Raw genomic sequence first — 17811 nt, 5'->3', positions numbered from 1 at the left:
CCCCCTCTTGATTAGTCTTCACAAGGCGCAGGCTCTATGTTTATTTTGGGAGCGATGTCCTGATAAGAATAATTCTGTATTTTTTTCGAACGTTTGAAGTATTTAAAAAGCCGTTCATTGGGATGGGCATTTTGCTTATACTCCCCGACAATGTCCGTGATCAGTTCAACAAGCTGTTCCGGTTCAATGCCTTCCGCAACCGGCTGACCTGGATGGGCTGTTCTTCCAACCGGTTTAGCCCCAAGAAATAAGTCGAACTTCCCTTTTCGGAAGACAATCCCGATATCATCCATCACCGCACTATAACAAGCCATCCCACACCCATTAAAACCGATGTTCAGTTCCTTGGGCATTTTCATTCCGCCAAGCACACGGTGTATTTCATCCGCATAAGGAATGGATTCCGCTTTTTCACCATCACAGAAATCACAGGCCTTTAATGTCAGTACATCTCCAATCGGCGATAATAAAAAGTTTGCTGATTGCAATTTCCCTGTAATGACCTCCGGATCCGTTGTCGGGATCTTTAAGACGATTTTATGATTCGGCGTGTATTCCATCGTTCCCTTTTCCCCGACGACTTCTGCTAGTGTCATCATTTGTTTGGGAGTGAATTGTTTATTAGCCACACCTGGACTAACGGCAAGTTCGAACACCGACTCCATTTTTTGCTGAACAACCGGCTTAATGGATTGCTGAACGGCTTGACCCTTGACTCTGGACAGAGCTTCCATTGCCATTTCAAAAGAAGCTTGCTTCTTTTCAGGTGCTTTTGTAAGTAAGCCAACTCCTCCAGCGGACTCGGGTAAGGCTTCTTGATCTAATGCCCACGGTTCCGCTTCTTTTTGCAGTCGCTGATGGGGCTTCAAAGTTTGCTTTTCCGAATTCAACGTATATTTTCTTTGATAGCCTCTCGGTGTGATGATTTTGTCGTCATATAAAAAGGTGGATGAATTACCGATAATGACGGTGGTCAACATTCCAATATCGTGATTCAACATATCCTTCAAATTGGTAATGACAATATCCTGCCTATCGCGATAAGCACTTTTCACCAACCCGACAGGTGTATCCGGCGAGCGGTAGCGAAGGAGAATTTTCTGTGTTTCAACTATTTGCCGGGTCCGCCTGCCGCTGCGCGGATTATACAGTGCTATGACAAAGTCTGCCATTGCAGCTGCTTCAACCCTTTTAGCGATCAGTTCCCAAGGAGTTAAATGATCACTGAGGCTGATCGTACACGAATCGTGCATGACGGGCGCCCCAAGTAAAGACGCACATGAGTTGATTGCTGAGATGCCAGGAATGACTTCAATGCCCACTCCAGTTTCTTCTTTCCAGCCTTTTTCAATCAATACTTCATAAACCAACCCTGCCATCCCGTAAACTCCGGCATCCCCACTGGAAATCACCGCCACTTTCTTTCCCAGCTCCGCTTGTTTCACTGCCTCCTGTGCACGTGATACCTCTTCGGTCATCCCCGTACTAATGATCGTTTGATCTGTTAGCAGTCCCTGAATGAGTTCAACATAAGTTTTATAACCAATGATGTAGTCACTTTCTTGAAGGGCTTCGACGGCACGTTTGGTAATGTGTTCAAAATTCCCGGGCCCAAAGCCCACGACGAATAATTTACCGTTTGTACTCATTTAAGACATCTCCTTTTACGCTTTGTTCTTTGAAATACCCGTATGAGCAGGGAAATCTGGATTAGGGGTCATTTCCCCGTCATTGTATTGATAGATCATCTGAGGAACAAACTCACCATCATCGATATTATTGACGATCTGCCGACCGAAATCAGGCGTTTCCACTCGATACCAGTTTCCTTGGGGGTAGGCGATCACTACGCAGGCATCCTTACATCTCCCGTTACAGCGTGTCCTCGTTGTATGGATTTTCAGATCCAGTCCTTTTGAAGCAATTTCATCGCGAATCGCTTGGGTTACTTCTTCCCCGCCCTTTTTCATGCAGCTGCTCCCATTACAAATCAACAGATGCGTATTTGTACCCGTCAAGTTCCAAGTAGTCATTTTCTTCCTCCTGAATTCAGGGAAAAGGCAAAATAAAAAACCTTAACATAAGAGTCAAGGTTTAAAAAAACTATATGAATGAGGAGCCAAAGGCAAGCATGCCAAATCCTCCCAAAATCGTCATAGTCCTTCTACCTTTCCCTCCGAAAAGTATCATGCAATTTCAAAAGCAGGTTTCCTGGCTTACGCTTCATTTTACTTTGTCCCTTCCCGGCATCATGCCAGTGGCTATCGACAATTTCATCAGCGTTTACAGTAGCGGGGGCTGCATCGGATTTTCACCGATTTCCCTATTATCCCTTGCTCATTCACACAAGGGCACTTTTAAAAATGAAATATTTGGTTTTATTATACATTTCAACTAACTTAATCTATCATATAACAACTTTGTCAAAATTCAATAGTTTATTCCGACTGTTTAGAAAAGTTTAATAGTGTAAAACCAGTTAAAATCCTTCCCACGCAACAAACTTCGGTACGAAAAAAAAATAGTGTAGCTGGAATTATTTCTTTATGGTACACTATACGAGAATTTTCAAAATAATTACATAAGTTTCATGGTGTTGAATTTCTCGGAATTCAGCTTAAAAGGGAAGCCGGTGAAAATCCGGAGCGGTCCCGCCACTGTAAAGGGAAGTTCCATTACTTTAACTTTGATCCACTGTCAAATGAGATGGGAAGGATGTAATGGGATGATGAACCAAAGCCAGGAGACCTGCCATGAAGCGTGAAACTGTTTCAGCCTACGAGGATGGGCGTGCGGATCAGGCAAAATGGCCCATGTTGGTTCATGCTGCAAAATTCCTGTTCATTACGCACTTCTTTCCTTTGAGAGAAGTGCTTTTTAGTTTGGGCGCCGCTTTTCTTCTCAAGATTGATCAGAAAAAATTAAAAGTGTTGAAAGGGGAAAGAATGAAAAGAACCAATTGGAAAATTATTTATTTTGTCATTTTACTGCTTTTTGTTCCAAAACGGGCTTTGGCCATGCATATCATGGAGGGCTTTTTACCCATAGAATGGGCTATATTCTGGTGGGCCTTGACGCTACCATTTTTAATCTTGGGTTACCGGTCCATTAGGTCCAAAGTAAGGGAAAACCCAGAAACAAAAATGATACTTGGCCTATCTGGCGCATTTGTATTTATATTATCGGCCCTAAAGATTCCTTCCGTTACGGGAAGTTCTTCGCACCCTACCGGAGTTGGTTTAGGTTCTATACTATTCGGACCTTTGGCCATGAGTGTCGTTGGCTCCATCGTTTTGTTATTTCAAGCGGTTTTACTGGCACATGGAGGATTGACGACATTAGGGGCCAATGCATTTTCCATGGCCGTTTGCGGACCGTTCATTGCTTACTTTGTCTTCAAGGGAGCAACTAAATTGGGGTGGTCTTTTTCACTTGCCGTATTCTTGGCAGCTGCTTTTGGAGATTTAGGAACCTATGTGGTAACTTCCGTTCAACTTGCTCTTGCTTTCCCTTCCGAGGTAGGAGGATTCATGGCCTCTTTCGGTAAATTTGCAGGGATTTTTGCCCTGACCCAAATTCCCTTGGCAATCAGTGAAGGGTTATTGACAGTCGTCGTGATGAATTTCTTGAAAAAATACAATCTAGGCGAATTGAAATTGCTGCGAGTTTTATCTAAGGAGGCCCGTTAATATGAAAAAAAGTTTACTGCTGCTTTTCCTGGTCGTCATTCTTGCAACCATACCATTGATCACCCAACAAGGAACGGAATTTGGCGGTGCCGATGGTGAAGCTGAAGAAGCCATCACTAAAATCCAGCCGGAATACAAGCCATGGTTCAACAGTATTTGGGAGCCGCCAGGTGCAGAAACCGAAAGCTTATTATTTGCGCTGCAAGCTGCAATCGGAGCCGGTTTCATTGGATACTTCATTGGCGTAATGAGACAAAGGAATAGGCAAACCAAACAAGAATTGGCCGAAAAATCAAAGCATGTTACTCATTGATAAATATGCCTATTTCAATGGGCTAAAGGATGTACATCCGTTGGAAAAGATGGTTTTTGCACTTTCCCTTTTGCTGTTTTCGTTAACGGTAAGGGATATGGCCGTTTCGCTCATCACTTTTACGGTGATGAGCGCTTTAATCATTTTTGCGGCAAAAATTCCGCTTTCTTATTATCTTAAATTACTTCTATTACCAGGATTTTTTATACTATCAGGAACCATTACCATCCTTTTTTCTTTCTCAAGTAAAATTACTTCGATTTCAAATATATGGTGGTCCTGGAAGATCGGGAATTGGCAAATATTCATCAGTGATGACAGCTTTGGTACGGTGGCCAATTTGATCACTGTCGTACTAGGCAGCATCAGCTGTTTATATTTCCTTACCTTAACTACACCCATTACCGTCATCCTATCCGTACTGCGAAAACTTAAAGTACCTTCCTTATTGGTCGATTTAATAGAATTGACCTATCGCTTCATCTTTATTTTTTTAGATACGGCTTTGGCCATTCACCAATCACAAGCTTCACGGATGGGGTATGGTTCATTAAGGAAAGGCATTCGATCTCTCGGATTACTAATTTCATCATTATTTTTAGGAGTATTGCAACGCTCTGGACAGTTGACGATGGCCATGAACGCAAGAGGCTATCAGGAGAACCTTTCCTATATCGAGGATACTTACACCTATTCCTCACGCAATTGGCTGATCGCGATTGTAATTCTAGGAAGCTTAATCCTTATTAATGGATATTTGTAAATTGGAGGCAACCCAACAATGGACGAGCATATTTTTCATATAGAAGGACTCACCCATCAATTCGCGGATGGAACCTTCGCTTTAAAAGGACTTTCGCTAACGATCCAACAAGGTAAAAAAATTGCATTATTAGGCAATAATGGTGCTGGCAAATCAACTTTATTCCTCCATTTAAATGGTCTATTACAACCTACTGCAGGAAAGATCAGATTCAAGGGCAAGAGAATGAAATATGACCGGAAAGCATTATTATCATTACGAAAGCAAGTCGGCATCGTTTTTCAAGATCCCGACTCTCAGCTCTTTTCCGCTAATGTACAACAGGATATATCTTTTGGACCAATGAATTTAGGATGGGATAGAAATGCAGTCAAGGAGAAAGTAAATTGGGCAATGGCTGAAACGGAAGTAACCGAACTAAAAGATAGACCTACCCATTTTTTGAGCCTTGGGCAAAAAAAAAGGGTCGCTATCGCAGGGGTACTTGCCATGGAGCCCGATGTCTGGCTCCTGGACGAGCCTACCGCTGGATTGGATCCTTATTTCTCAAGACAGATCATGAATCTGCTGGACAGCATCCACCACCCTGACAAAACGATAATCCTCTCAACTCATGATGTTAATTTTGCTTACCAATGGGCTGATGAAATCGTGGTCATGAACGATGGTAAGGTCATATACCAAGGGGACCCTGTTTCCGTTTTCCATGATGAAGACGTTTTGCTGCAGGCACATCTGGAGAAACCGTGGGTTTTTGAAATGTTTCAAGCCCTTCTTCAATCAAGGAATCTTGCAGAAAGTGACCTTTTCCCAAGAACGAAGGAAGAATTGCTTCAAAAGTTGGAGACAGAAAGGATTTATTAATTAAGTATCCCCTAGCTTCTGTTTCACCTTTCGAGAAGCTAGGGGATCTAACCGTATATCTTTAAAATAACAGGCGATAATCCTTATTCCTAAAAAACTTAAAAACCTCAGTATTACTTTTCTTCCTCAGACCTTTCTTTTGCAATCTCAATATCTCTTCCGTTTACATCATCAATGACTGCCTTTATCTCGCCTTCCGCATAAGTATCCGAGACTTGTTCGTGGGTTGTAGCCAGTCCAGAAGATAAAGGATCTTCCCGCTTATAATCGCTGACATCATATATTTTCCCGGCAACTTCTGAAGATTCATTTTTTGATTGCTTCCTATCCATTTTTATCACTCCCAGTTTTTAAAATATCATTACAGTATTAAAGACAAAGGTATTTTGTGTAAAAAACGAAGCAATATTCAATAATGATGAAAAAAGGAGGGAAAAGACAAAAAAGCTTACAAGTAAAAACCCCTTTCAAGGACTTACTTGTAAGCTTAATTTAGAACTTAGGCTTCCTTCTTCACATCCACATTATCGGATGGGTCACCCCAACATTCCACATTCTTCAAACCTTTAATATTGTTCACATGGAAAACTGGATTTTTCCCACTTTTCTTTTGCTTTTGATAATCCGCCAGTGCAGCAAAAGCAATTTTCCCTAGTAATGCTATCGCGATCAGGTTGATAATGGCCATAAGGGCCATAAGCATATCAGCCAGTCCCCAAACAAAGTCCAGTGAGGCAAGCGAACCGAATATCACCATTCCTACGACTGCGACGCGATAGACATTCAGCCAAACCTTATTTTCATTGATGAAGCCGATGTTCGACTCTCCATAATAATAGTTGCCCACAATTGAGCTAAAGGCGAATAACAGGACGATAATGGCAAGGAAAATACCTGCCCAAGATCCCAATGCCGTTCCGAGGGCATTTTGGGTAAGGACGATTCCATCCGTTTCCTTCGATGTATAAAGACCGGAAAACAAAATGATGAAGGCTGTCGAGCTGCAAATGATGAGAGTATCGACAAAAACCCCTAGAGACTGAATGAGACCTTGCTTGACGGGATGACTGACATCAGCCGTCGCACCGGCATTTGGTGCACTACCCATCCCGGCTTCATTTGAAAATAGGCCGCGTTTGATTCCCTGCATCATGGCTGCTCCAAGTACTCCCCCAGCCACTTCTTTTATTCCATCGAATGCACTTTCAAAGATCATAGCAAAAACACCAGGTAACTCGGTAATGTTCATGATGATGATAATCAACGCCACTATCACATAGGCTCCTGCCATGATCGGAACGATGACTTCAGATACCTTTGCAACCATTTTGATTCCGCCAAAAATGATGACAGCCGTGACCATTGCCAAGATGATTGCCGTAACCCACTTTTCAATCCCAAACGATTCGTTGAATGCGCTCGTAATCGTATTTGCTTGTACCGAATTGAAGGCCAGTCCAAATGTAAGCGAAATCAACACAGCGAAAGTGATGCCCATCCAACGGGCATTCAATGCCTTTTCCATATAATATGCTGGACCGCCGCGGAATGCATCCCCATCCTTAACTTTATAGATTTGAGCAAGTGTACTTTCAATGAATGCGGAAGCAGACCCGATCAGGGCTATTAACCACATCCAGAAAACGGCTCCAGGTCCGCCCGTCGTGATTGCGATGGCAACACCCGCAAGGTTACCCGTTCCTACCCGCGATGCCGTACTAATGCAAAATGCCTGAAAGGATGTTACACCTTTTTTATCCGCAGCAGCCCCTTCTCCCAACAGCCTGAACATTTCCCCTACCATTCTGAATTGGACAAACTTCGTGCGGATTGTAAAATAAAGACCCAATCCAACCAACAGGATGATCAATATGGAAGACCATAACACATCATTAGTCCCACTAATAAACTTTTCTAACATCTCCATTAAACCAAACCCCTCTACTTCACTCTAATTATTATTATAAAAACATATACAACTATAATTTATTTCCCCGTGTATCGAGAAAATAAACAAAAGAAGATTGTAAAAAAAAGGAAATTTCACAATGAATCTCCAATACAATAATATATTATATCCTAACACACAATTTTTTTCATTCACGAATTGGTGGAATCAATAGAAAAATATAATATTTCAGTATCATTTACTTTAGGTAATTATCTTTCTCCTCCCTTCATTTAACATTCACTTCAACGTTAATTACACTCATATGAAAAAAGCCTCGCACGTCCTGATTCCAGGTAACGTGCGAGGCTTATTTATCTTGCATTCATCTGCTCTATCTTATATTCTGGTTTGCTGTAGATATAATTTTGAAATCAGATCTTTGATGATACACTTGTTCTGCCTCTCCTACATGGTTAGAATACCTTGTGCAAACAGCTTTCTTAATTCTTTCTTATCTATTTTTCCAATCGGCGTTAATGGGAACTTATCAAGAAAATAGGCTACTTTAGGTACCATATACTTAGAGGTCCTTTGTTTGCAGAAATCAATTAATTCCTCACTAGTACAGTTCGATCCTTCTCGCAGTGATACCACGACACACACTACTTCTCCCCAATCCGGATGGGGAACGCCTATGCAAGCACTTAATGCAACAGAAGGGTGCTGGTTGACCACCCGCTCCACTTCTGATGAATATACGTTCATTCCGCCTGAAATGATCATATCTTTCTTCCTATCTACAATATATAAGTAACCGCTTTCATCCCATTTACCAATATCCCCAGTGTAGAACCAGCCATCACGGATGTATTCACGGGTAAGATCCGGTCTTTGATAATAGCCAACCATCATGGCTGGTGACTTTACGATGATTTCTCCAAGCTCGGTTGGTTTTACATCATTTCCATTCTCATCAATCAGTCGAACTTCGGTAAGAATGCACGGTTTTCCACAGCTTTTCAAAACTTCCGGATTATTATGATAAGCCCATACATGAGCGCTCTTCGATAGTCTTGAAATGACAATATTACATTCTGTCATGCCGTATTGCTGGCGCAAGATAGGCCCGAATACTTCAAAAGCTTCTTTAAGGCGCTTCTGTGAAATCGGTGACGCACCGTAGAAGATATTGCGCATGGAGCCCATATCATATTCCATCTTCTTGGTCTGATCAAGAAGCCTGTATAACATGGTCGGTACCATGAATGTCGTCGTAATTTCGTGTTCCTTTATCGCCTGTATGAATGCTGCAGCGTCGAATGAGCCCATTACATAGATACGGACGCCCGAAACAAGGGATCTCCAAAGTAATGAACCAGCTGAATGCACAATGGGCGTACTTAGCAATACCCGATCACGGTCGTCCAGCGGGTCTTCGATAGCTGCAGAAAGTATCGCGGCGCCGAGTCCCTTCTGGGAATGCATGACACCTTTGGGTGTACCCGTCGTCCCGCCTGTATAGGACAGAAGGGCAATGTCATCTTCTTCAGCTATTGGCAAGTCTAAATTATTTATTTCACCAGGCCATTTAAACCGCTCAAACTCCTCCGGATAAACACTATTAAAGCCTGGGAGCCCAATGACATGGACATCTTCATTCCTCATTTCTTCTAAATACTCAATGAAGCTGTCAAAGTGTGTCTGTGTAGCAATTATGACCACTTCTGGTTTTGCTTCCTTTAAAATGAATTGTATTTCTCGTTTTCCGAGTTTTTCACTTAATGGCACCAGGGTAGCCCCGCATTGCTGGACGGCCAAACCAAACATCACACTTTCCAAACTATTTGGAATGATGGTCGCTATGCGGACGCCCCTTCCTGCACCTAAACGCAGTAGATAAGAAGTGATAAGTTCCGTTTTCCTCCATAACTCGTCGTAGGTTATCGTTTCTCCGTTTGGCAACAAGGTAATAGCTGGCAGGTCGCCGAATCGTTTCATACCTTTATTCATCAGTGACTGAAATGTCAACTTATTCAGCATGTATTTTTTCCTCCCCAAAAAAAGTTTTCACCCTTTTAATAGTGCTTTGGCAATTGTATTTTTTTGAATCTCTGAGGTACCGCTCAGAATCCGATACATCCGTGCACTCCTGTACATTTTTTCTACTGGATGCCCTTTTGCCAAGCCTTTGGAGCCAAAGATCTGAATGGCCTTGTCAGCCACACGGCTATTTACCTCTGAAGCAAACAGCTTGGCCATGGACGTACCGGCCCGATCCTCTTTACCTTGATCAATTTTATCAACCACATCATAGACCATGCACTTTGCTGCATAGATTTCCGTCGCCATTTCTGCGAGCATATGCTGAATTGCCTGGAAGTCACCGATGGGCCGGCCATGCTGGACTCTCGTTTTAGCATGTTCAATAGATAAATCGAGTAGGTGTTGAGCCATTCCGATGAAGCCGGCGGCATGGGATGCGCGATTTGTGTTTATTCTTTTTAATCCGAGCAGCAACCCTTTTCCTGGTTCACCGATTATATTGGCGGCAGGCACACGACATTGATTGAAATTCAATTCAGCATGTATGCGTTCTCCTGATAGGGGAACTTGAATGTCTCCTAGTTCGAACCCCGGCTGTTGGGGTGTTTTTTTATCAACTAGGAAAGCAGTGATCCTTTCTTTTTCTCCTTTCCGGATTTCTTTCGCTATGACGATGGCGAAATCAGCATAGGGTGCAGCACTGATAAAGTGTTTTTTTCCGTTTAATATATAATCTTTGCCGTCTTTAACGGCTGTTGTTTCGATAGCAAAGGCATCCGAACCGGCATTCGGTTCTGTAAGGGCAAAGCAGCAACTCACATCTCCCGTCACAACGGGCAGCACATATTTTTCTATTTGCTCAGGTGTAAAACTTTCCAACATCTGACCAATTCTTAGCGGCCCGCCAATCTCCCCTATAACCTGCCCCCATAGAACCGCACCGGAACGTGCCAATTCTTCCTTGAACATGCACAATCCTTTTAAGCTTACATCTTGTCCACCATATTTTTCAGGGAGGTTAATTCCGTAAAAGCCCAATTCCCTGGATCTTTTCCTTGCCCACTTTATGGCTTCCATCGGAATATCCTCTTCAGCGTTCAAGCCATGCTCCTGTTCATATGGAAGCAGTTCATTTTGGATGAAATCCTGCAACTTTGTTTGAAGTACCTCTAATTTCTCTTCCTGGGTCGTAACCATAAGTTTCCCCTTTCGCTTTTTATTTTCGTTAAACTTTCTAAATAGTTAAAATGTTATAAATCTAATTTTAAATGTAAAAAATATTTAAGTAAAATAAGGATATATGATATAAATATAAAAAATATTGATGCAAATAAAAAAATATTAGTTCCCTATCATCATAGGAAACTAATATTTAAGAGTGGTGTAGAATTCGAGACATTTAATAAACTCCCTGGCAGCTTTTGAAAAGTACTGCTTCTTAGAGCGAACGTAACCGAATTCCATTGTATTATTTTCCAGCTCCACTAAAGGAATGGCCACAAGTTCCCCGCTTAGGAAATAGGGGTCGCTGTTCACTCCAATATCATAGGAAAAGGCGATCGCTAATCCTTCAGCGACGGTTTTTTTGATGATCTCTGTATTATTTGTGAAAAACAATATATTCATCTCACCGTAATGATCAAAAAAACCTTTAATGAACGACTTCATTCTTGGTCCATTGTAAATGACCAAATTTTGGTCCATCAGCTCTTTTGGGGTTATGCTTTTACGGTTCACTAAAGGGGAGTTCTTACTGACCATCACAATCACTTTAGCTTCCATCAAAGGTTGGAATTCCAACTCAATTTCTTTTGGTTTAACCTTTGGGATATTCAATAGTCCGATGTCTATCTTACCATTCCGTACTTCTTCGGTTATCTCTTGTCCCCCTTTTTCTTCAATGACAATTTTCACCTCGGGATACTTCTTCTTAAATAAGGCCAAGGATTTAGGCAAAACCGTTAGAAATAAACCTTGTGTTGATGATAGGCGCAACTCTTTCTCCATCGTATCTGAATGTATTTGGGCACTGTCTCTTATTTCTTCCAATTTGCTTAATACTTCAAGAGCTTTCTGGATGATTTCCTTTCCGTCTTCTGTAGGTATGGTTCCTAATCTTGACCTCTTGAAGATTTTTATACCTAATTCCTTCTCCAAACTCGTAATGGCCATACTGATCCCAGATTGAGAGATATGGAGGCTTTCTGATGCCGTGGAAATCGAGTTAACCTCGGCTACCTTAATGATATATTCCAATTGTTCAATATTCATGGTTCATTCTCCTTCTAGCCTATTACTAATATCATACCTCGAACAGAAAGCCCTTTCAATTTTAGAGAAGTGGAATCAGAACACTTCAAGCTGTATCCTCAAAAGAAGAATCCAGTTTTATACAATGGTAGTTGTTTTTTCATATTCTTTAGCGGGTTGTGCCTGATTATTTTTAATAGATACGGCAACAATCGTTCCCAATAACGCTAATATCACTAAAAACAGGAAAGCGGCATTATAGGAGTCATTAAACAAACTGATAATCAAACCGAGGGCTAAAGGAGAAACCGCACCTGCAATTTGACCGGCGAAAGTTACGAGTCCGGAGGCAGAGCCCGTTAGTTCCTTTGGTGAGTATTTTATGATGATCGTATATAGAACGGTTCCAAAGAAAGACAGTGCTACGGAGTTGAGAGTGAGATAAGTGATGATAAGTGCTATAGACGTGGCGTTAGACATTAGAAACAGAAAAATAGCCGATAATAAAGCGCCTGCAGCGGCAAGATACTTCTCCCGGTTAGCCATATGCTTATCCAGAAGCCACCCGCTTACATTAAACATCAAGAAACCAAAAATATAAGGGATTGCCAATAAACCTCCTGCGGCTATTAAATCCACCCCTTTTTCTTTAACCAAATATATGGGCATCCAAGTGATCAGACCATAGTTGATAATATTTGATATAAACTTGAATATTATGAGTTTCCAAATATTTTCGATTTTAAATAACAGTTTCAGAGCAACCTTTTTTTGTTTCGGTTTGTCTTTTTTAACCTCTTGATTTCCTTGAGGCTTTAGAATGAACCAAATTCCGAAAGAAGCCAATATCCCTAGAATTCCGGAAATGGTAAACATGCCCCGCCAACCGAATGCCACCACCATGGAAGCTGCAAGTGCAGTACCTAATATCCCGCCAATATTTTGGGCAGACAGGAAAAACGAATTTGCCCGGCCCCGTTCTTCTTCCGGAAAGTTATCTCTAATAGTGGACATACTGGCAGGATAGAAAGGCCCTTCACCTAAACCGAACAGGAAACGGATGAATAATAAAGACATGAATGACCAAGCAAACCCAGTCATTACAGTGAACAAGGACCAACTAAACAAAGAAACAGTAACCATGACCCTGGCGCCATACTTATCGGTCATCCATCCACCAAGCGGTTGCATAAGTGAGTAGCTAACAAAAAATATACTGATTAAAATACCTGTCTGGGACGTATTGAGATTAAACTCATCTGCAATAGGGATAATCCCGACATTTATGGCAACGCGATCAAAAAAACTTAAAATCATTCCAACGAATAAAAGACCGCTAATCATTATTTTTCCTTTCTTACTTGCATATAACTGCATTCCCATCACTCCATTTTTTTATATTTTCACAAAAACTCAGCCGCGGAGGAAGCGCTTACAATTCCTTTCGAATTACAACACTTGAAATTTTCTTTTTACGATTTTTGACTTTTGTTCTGTAACTATTAGGAGCGTTTTATAAAAAATTAAAAACGATACAGGATGTCTAACAGGATTAATCAATACATTCAAACCCACGAGACTACTAAGTAGACTCGTGGGTAACCGATCCATCCTGGTTTATAGAATATAGTGGTTGATGATCACGGAGTTACGATATTAACCTTTGTTTGGAATTGATCCAGCAAAGTCAGGAAATCTTCAAACTGATCTTCATCACCGGAAATGGCAACTTTACCGGAAGCTTCCATTTTGGATAAATCTTCACGTCCCAGAGCAATCTGATAGAAGGTCATTTTATCTAATGTTAATGTTGCATCAGGGTTAGACGCCATTTTCCCTTTTTTGAAGTTCAATACAGAATTATTCAGATATATCGTGTAATTGGTTTTCGAATCTGTAAATGTCAAATTGAAAGTCATATTTTTATTTTCCGCTTTCATTCCGTTTAATTTAATGGACAAGAATTTCAGGAAATCATCCATTGGCATATTGAGCAGCGTATCGAGATTCATCATTCCGCCACTTCCCTTTGAGTCTGCCACACCATTCCTTAACTCGTCTGCGCCGGTAAGATAGAAATTCCGCCACACAGAAGATTCAGCTGTGTATCCTAATTGCTCATAAGCTTTAGCCAATAAATTTTTTGCTTCTGTATTTTTCGGGTTGGCCATGACGACATGCTTTAAGACTTGAGCCACCCAGCGGTATTCCCCTCTTTTATAATCAAGTTTTGCCCGTTTAATGACCTTCTTTTCCCCACCCATATACTGTACATATTTAGCGCCCGATTCCTCTTGTGGTAATGGATCCAAGTCGGATGGATTACCGTTGAAATATCCTAAATAAAAGTTGTACACCGCTTTTACGTTGTGTTTCAATGTTCCGTAATACCCCCGATTGGCCCAGACTTTATCCAACTTTTCAGGAAGCTTTAACTCTTCCGCGATTTCATCAGGTGTAAGACCTAAATTAGCTAATCGTATGGTTTGATCATGAATATATTTGTACAAATCACGCTGGCTTTCCAACTGCTCCAGAACATTATCCCTTCCCCATATGGGCCATGTGTGGGCTGTAACCATTGCATCTATATCTTCGTTTCCAAACAAATCAACTGTTTCATCAAGTGCTTTCACCCATTTTAAGGTATCTCTGGTTTTAGCTCCCCTCAATGTATAAATATTATGTAACGTGTGTCCTGTATTTTCGGCTACCACTAAAGTTTTATAATCATTGATATAATAATGCATTTCAGATGGAGCTTCCGAATCCGGCGTCAATAAAAATTTAAATGTAATTCCATCTATTTCCACCGTTTGAATATCATCCTTCACTTCCATTGTTGGCGGTAAATAGCTAAAAGTTCCGTTACTTAATCCTGGGCCAATACCAGAAGTAACAAATCCCCTTTCACTTGCGGGTAAGAGATTTCCAAACATATAACCTGCACGGCGAGACATTATATTGCCTAAAAGAATGTTTTCACTAAGCGCTTCATCGTTAAAACCTGCTGGGACAATAATCGGCACCTTAACTGGATTTTCAGCGTATTGAGCAATGCCTTTCATACCACCAAAGTGATCCGCATGACTGTGACTAATAACAATTGCGCTTACCGGGTTTTTGGGCCGATGTTCGAAATAAAGCTCCATGGCTGCTTTGGCCGTTTCAATTGTAGAAAGTGTATCCAAAACTATTAATCCTGTTTTTCCTTCCACAATGGTAAGCACTGATAAATCCTGGCCCCGAACTTGATAAACGCCATCCACTACTTTAAATAAGCCTGTTATATTTTGTAATTGAGCCTGCCGCCACAAGCTTGGATTTACAGTAAAACTTGCCGGCTGATCTTCTTTGATGAATGAATATCGATTACTATCCCAAACTACGTTACCTTTTGAATTCTTAATTGGATTCATATTCAAAGGCGCAATGAAGCCTTTATGTGCATTCTTGAAATCTTCCTTGTCTGTAAAATTCAACTGTTCATAAACAGCCTTATTAGCTGAAATTGTTGCATCTGTCGCAGGCATCGGCTCATCTGACGCAGCCTTTGTAACAGAAGACCCTGCCAGTAAAACAAAAACAATTGGAACGGTTACAATTCCTTTAATAAAAGATACTTTGGACATTTCATACCCCTTTCTAAGTAGATATCATGTATCTATTCCGAATTTTTCAGCAGTAAACTTTCTCATTTTTTAGAAATTTTTAGAATAATATGAATTTATTTTATAATTAATTTGACTTTAAGTATATTTCCTATTTTTAATGGTAACTTCAATTTCATTTATATAAAGGCTATGTTAAATTGTAATGTTGATATTTGACCATAAGAAAACCGCCTTGGTGAAAAGGCGGTTCATTGAGCTATGAGTCCCCGTAGTTAAATAAATTAGTTGTGTCTGTTTTTTTGATTTTCTTCGTCGCTTTTGTTCTCCAAAAATTACCTGGCTGACAATCCAAAGTCTTACATATCCGTTAATCATTCATTTTTTTGACATTAAATCTGGGGCATTTTTTAATGGCTTTTGAAGTGCGTCCACAATGGCTGCGATGATACTTGTTGCTAAAATACACATTAGACATAATGATGTAGGACCCGCTGCATCATCACTACCTGTAACTTTAGCAAGCACCCTTAAGCTTACTATTCCTAACAAAATGAGGAAAATGACTGTAAAAGCACATTTCTTTATAATCTTCAAAGATTTAAGGGATAATTCAGAGAAAGCATTGTTCTTTTCGATGTAGGTTAATAAGATACACAAAGCCAGCACTGCAATTACAGCCAGAAAAATAATTACCTTTAAGAAAGTGGTTGAACCTTGTTTAACATTCATTTAAAACACCTCACCTATTTAATGACAACTTGATTTTAGCACATTATTTATCGTATAACAGTAAATTTATATTGTTTTTATTTATATTATTATTGTTGTTGAAATATCTTTTTAAATTTAACAACAATAAAAAGCACTTCTCATTACAAAGAAATGCTCTTACTTTAAAATGTTCGATTTACAACTTGTTCAACAAAAACTGCCCGTTTAGATTTATGTGGTCTTCTAGTGCGTTGAGGCGTGTTTATGAGGTAGTTGAGGTTTGATGGCAGGCTTTACAGCGGGTAACGCTGCTGTTTCACCTCTCCTGTTTTGATAACGTATTTACCAAATCGCACAACAAAATGGCTGTCGCAATGTGGGCAGACAAGACTAGCTTTATGCTTTTGTACCTGGATTTCATCATTTGCACGAATAGGAGCCGACATCGGTTTCGTTCGAGACTGCAAGAATTATACAAGTTTGTTTACCACTTTCATTTATGCTTCGGCGAGCTTCTTTATTTCCTTTAACTCCACGCTATATCATCTCCGAACCATCATTATATTTTTTATTATGCCCATTAATCCCTTTGTTTGTTTAACCGAAGGCGAATAACCAAATACAAAATGCCCCTACCGATAGAAAGAGCTTTTATAATCAATGCGGTATATTCAATTTACCATGACTTTTGCTTGCTGCCGGGCTCCACGAAACTGAAAACGTTGCCAATCTTAAGAGTGAACAAAGGCAGCTCCCATCCTTATTGAAGAAAACCAACAAATTTAGACACCCCTATTTTATTAAAACGCTTGTTTTTCCTGACTAGCCATAAATTTCTTGCCATATTTATTCTGTATATATCCACTTCCCGCAAAAAGCCTTGCTCCAATTCTCTTGCCACTGTCAACCTTGGCAAAATGCTGATTCCAAGTCCAGCTTCAACCGCACTTTTTATCGCTTGTGTACTGCCAATCTCCATATAGCTTTCAATTTTATCTAAAACCCCATGCTCCCTTAGCATATTTTCTACGATAAGCCGTGTTCCGGAAATGGATTCACGCCAAATCATCCTTTCATTTCCCAATTCCTCTAGCTGAATTTCTTTTCTGTCTTTCCATGGGTGGTCGGATGGACATACCAATATCAATTCGTCTTCGGCGAACTTGTCTACAATAAAATCGGTGTTTTCCACAAGTCCTTCCACCAAGGCCAAATCAATGACATCGTTTGAAAGATCCTCCAAAACCCGGGGCGTATTTTTTATCGTCAATGTCACTTTTATTTCTGGCTGTTGTTTTTTGAATCTCCCAAGCAAGCTAGGCAATAAATACTCGCCGATAGTCAAGGAAGCCCCTACTATGAGATTTGCATTGTACTTCCCCGTCGATTGCTGAATCACTTCTTTTGAATGGTTGAAGTCATTTACTATGGCTTTAGCAAAAGGGTATAACAGCTTTCCTGCTTCTGTAACCCGCAGCCTTCCTTCCTCACGGTCGAATAACAAAGTGTTATAATAATTTTCCAGTTGATGGATCTGCCGTGTTACAGCGGGCTGAGATAGGAAACTTAACCTCGCTGCCTGGCTTATACTTCCTTCATCCACCACTAAACAAAACATTTTCAGATTTTCCAATTTCAAGAAAACGACCTCCATGTTTTTAGATTGTTATTAA

Annotated in this window: 15 protein-coding genes, 1 pseudogene and 2 riboswitches; of the genes and pseudogenes, 4 read left to right on the top strand and 12 right to left on the bottom strand. The window is 40.6% G+C overall.

Annotated features, from left to right (window positions below):
* Positions 1-11: 11 nt before the first annotated feature.
* The gene (gene cobJ, locus J7I96_RS10855; protein WP_214923838.1) at positions 12-1649 is read right to left on the bottom strand and encodes a precorrin-3B C(17)-methyltransferase; all 1638 of its coding nucleotides are present in this window, start codon (positions 1647-1649) and stop codon (positions 12-14) included.
* Positions 1650-1664: 15 nt separating this feature from the next.
* Positions 1665-2033: a (2Fe-2S) ferredoxin domain-containing protein gene (locus tag J7I96_RS10850; protein ID WP_214767995.1), complete on the bottom strand. Its 369-nt coding sequence runs from the start codon at positions 2031-2033 to the stop codon at positions 1665-1667.
* Positions 2034-2184: 151 nt separating this feature from the next.
* Positions 2185-2374, bottom strand: a riboswitch (cobalamin riboswitch).
* A gap of 200 nt (positions 2375-2574) precedes the next feature.
* A riboswitch (cobalamin riboswitch) is annotated at positions 2575-2770 on the top strand.
* Positions 2771-2945: 175 nt separating this feature from the next.
* On the opposite strand from J7I96_RS10850, the gene J7I96_RS10845 reads away from it, so the two are divergent.
* Genes J7I96_RS10845 through J7I96_RS10830 form a run of 4 tightly spaced genes read left to right on the top strand, consistent with a single transcriptional unit; the run spans position 2946 to position 5629 of the window.
* The gene (locus J7I96_RS10845) at positions 2946-3689 is read left to right on the top strand and encodes an energy-coupling factor ABC transporter permease (RefSeq protein ID WP_214768386.1); all 744 of its coding nucleotides are present in this window, start codon (positions 2946-2948) and stop codon (positions 3687-3689) included.
* Between the two features lies 1 nt (position 3690).
* Positions 3691-4002 carry an energy-coupling factor ABC transporter substrate-binding protein gene (locus tag J7I96_RS10840; RefSeq protein ID WP_214923840.1) on the top strand — a complete coding sequence of 104 codons (312 nt, stop codon included), beginning with the start codon at positions 3691-3693 and terminating at the stop codon, positions 4000-4002.
* Positions 3989-4765 carry a cobalt ECF transporter T component CbiQ gene (gene cbiQ, locus J7I96_RS10835; RefSeq protein WP_214767991.1) on the top strand — a complete coding sequence of 259 codons (777 nt, stop codon included), beginning with the start codon at positions 3989-3991 and terminating at the stop codon, positions 4763-4765. The genes J7I96_RS10840 and cbiQ overlap by 14 nt, the downstream gene beginning before the upstream one ends.
* Before the next feature lie 18 nt (positions 4766-4783).
* Positions 4784-5629: an energy-coupling factor ABC transporter ATP-binding protein gene (locus J7I96_RS10830; RefSeq protein WP_214767984.1), complete on the top strand. Its 846-nt coding sequence runs from the start codon at positions 4784-4786 to the stop codon at positions 5627-5629.
* Between the two features lie 113 nt (positions 5630-5742).
* Here the strand turns inward: J7I96_RS10830 and J7I96_RS10825 are convergent, their stop codons facing one another.
* From J7I96_RS10825 to J7I96_RS10785, 10 genes and pseudogenes are all read right to left on the bottom strand, one after another.
* Positions 5743-5961 carry a YozQ family protein gene (locus tag J7I96_RS10825; protein ID WP_214767970.1) on the bottom strand — a complete coding sequence of 73 codons (219 nt, stop codon included), beginning with the start codon at positions 5959-5961 and terminating at the stop codon, positions 5743-5745.
* 167 nt (positions 5962-6128) lie between these two features.
* On the bottom strand, positions 6129-7556 hold the full coding sequence (locus J7I96_RS10820) for an alanine/glycine:cation symporter family protein (protein ID WP_214767967.1): 1428 nt from the start codon (positions 7554-7556) through the stop codon (positions 6129-6131).
* A gap of 429 nt (positions 7557-7985) precedes the next feature.
* On the bottom strand, positions 7986-9560 hold the full coding sequence (locus J7I96_RS10815) for a class I adenylate-forming enzyme family protein (RefSeq protein ID WP_214767964.1): 1575 nt from the start codon (positions 9558-9560) through the stop codon (positions 7986-7988).
* Between the two features lie 27 nt (positions 9561-9587).
* The gene (locus J7I96_RS10810; RefSeq protein WP_214767951.1) at positions 9588-10760 is read right to left on the bottom strand and encodes an acyl-CoA dehydrogenase family protein; all 1173 of its coding nucleotides are present in this window, start codon (positions 10758-10760) and stop codon (positions 9588-9590) included.
* A gap of 168 nt (positions 10761-10928) precedes the next feature.
* On the bottom strand, positions 10929-11834 hold the full coding sequence (locus tag J7I96_RS10805; RefSeq protein ID WP_214767948.1) for a LysR family transcriptional regulator: 906 nt from the start codon (positions 11832-11834) through the stop codon (positions 10929-10931).
* Between the two features lie 117 nt (positions 11835-11951).
* A complete protein-coding gene (locus tag J7I96_RS10800; RefSeq protein ID WP_214767945.1) occupies positions 11952-13190 on the bottom strand; it encodes an MFS transporter in 1239 nt (412 codons plus the stop codon).
* 263 nt (positions 13191-13453) lie between these two features.
* Positions 13454-15445, bottom strand: a complete 1992-nt coding sequence (locus tag J7I96_RS10795; RefSeq protein ID WP_214767942.1) for an alkyl/aryl-sulfatase — start codon at positions 15443-15445, stop codon at positions 13454-13456.
* A 357-nt stretch (positions 15446-15802) separates the two neighbouring features.
* On the bottom strand, positions 15803-16156 hold the full coding sequence (locus J7I96_RS10790) for a DUF2975 domain-containing protein (protein ID WP_214923842.1): 354 nt from the start codon (positions 16154-16156) through the stop codon (positions 15803-15805).
* A 215-nt stretch (positions 16157-16371) separates the two neighbouring features.
* Positions 16372-16674, bottom strand: a pseudogene (locus tag J7I96_RS27985) (IS1595 family transposase); the annotation flags it as partial.
* Between the two features lie 224 nt (positions 16675-16898).
* Positions 16899-17777 carry a LysR family transcriptional regulator gene (locus tag J7I96_RS10785; RefSeq protein WP_214767926.1) on the bottom strand — a complete coding sequence of 293 codons (879 nt, stop codon included), beginning with the start codon at positions 17775-17777 and terminating at the stop codon, positions 16899-16901.
* Positions 17778-17811: the final 34 nt, after the last annotated feature.

It is taken from the genome of Bacillus sp. ISL-78 (assembly GCF_018613455.1).
In the GTDB taxonomy this organism is placed as follows: domain Bacteria; phylum Bacillota; class Bacilli; order Bacillales; family DSM-1321; genus Peribacillus; species Peribacillus frigoritolerans.
This window is presented reverse-complemented; position numbering and strand designations above follow the sequence as displayed.

Bases quoted from the DNA above. Each gene is read 5' to 3' on its own strand.
- J7I96_RS10825 (WP_214767970.1), bottom strand. From the start codon at position 5,961: ATGGATAGGAAGCAATCAAAAAATGAATCTTCAGAAGTTGCCGGGAAA.
- J7I96_RS10840 (WP_214923840.1), top strand. From the start codon at position 3,691: ATGAAAAAAAGTTTACTGCTGCTTTTCCTGGTCGTCATTCTTGCAACC.
- J7I96_RS10800 (WP_214767945.1), bottom strand. From the start codon at position 13,190: ATGCAGTTATATGCAAGTAAGAAAGGAAAAATAATGATTAGCGGTCTT.
- J7I96_RS10830 (WP_214767984.1), top strand. From the start codon at position 4,784: ATGGACGAGCATATTTTTCATATAGAAGGACTCACCCATCAATTCGCG.
- J7I96_RS10820 (WP_214767967.1), bottom strand. From the start codon at position 7,556: ATGGAGATGTTAGAAAAGTTTATTAGTGGGACTAATGATGTGTTATGG.
- cbiQ (WP_214767991.1), top strand. From the start codon at position 3,989: ATGTTACTCATTGATAAATATGCCTATTTCAATGGGCTAAAGGATGTA.
- J7I96_RS10815 (WP_214767964.1), bottom strand. From the start codon at position 9,560: ATGCTGAATAAGTTGACATTTCAGTCACTGATGAATAAAGGTATGAAA.
- J7I96_RS10805 (WP_214767948.1), bottom strand. From the start codon at position 11,834: ATGAATATTGAACAATTGGAATATATCATTAAGGTAGCCGAGGTTAAC.
- J7I96_RS10795 (WP_214767942.1), bottom strand. From the start codon at position 15,445: ATGTCCAAAGTATCTTTTATTAAAGGAATTGTAACCGTTCCAATTGTT.
- J7I96_RS10790 (WP_214923842.1), bottom strand. From the start codon at position 16,156: ATGAATGTTAAACAAGGTTCAACCACTTTCTTAAAGGTAATTATTTTT.
- cobJ (WP_214923838.1), bottom strand. From the start codon at position 1,649: ATGAGTACAAACGGTAAATTATTCGTCGTGGGCTTTGGGCCCGGGAAT.
- J7I96_RS10845 (WP_214768386.1), top strand. From the start codon at position 2,946: ATGAAAAGAACCAATTGGAAAATTATTTATTTTGTCATTTTACTGCTT.
- J7I96_RS10810 (WP_214767951.1), bottom strand. From the start codon at position 10,760: ATGGTTACGACCCAGGAAGAGAAATTAGAGGTACTTCAAACAAAGTTG.
- J7I96_RS10850 (WP_214767995.1), bottom strand. From the start codon at position 2,033: ATGACTACTTGGAACTTGACGGGTACAAATACGCATCTGTTGATTTGT.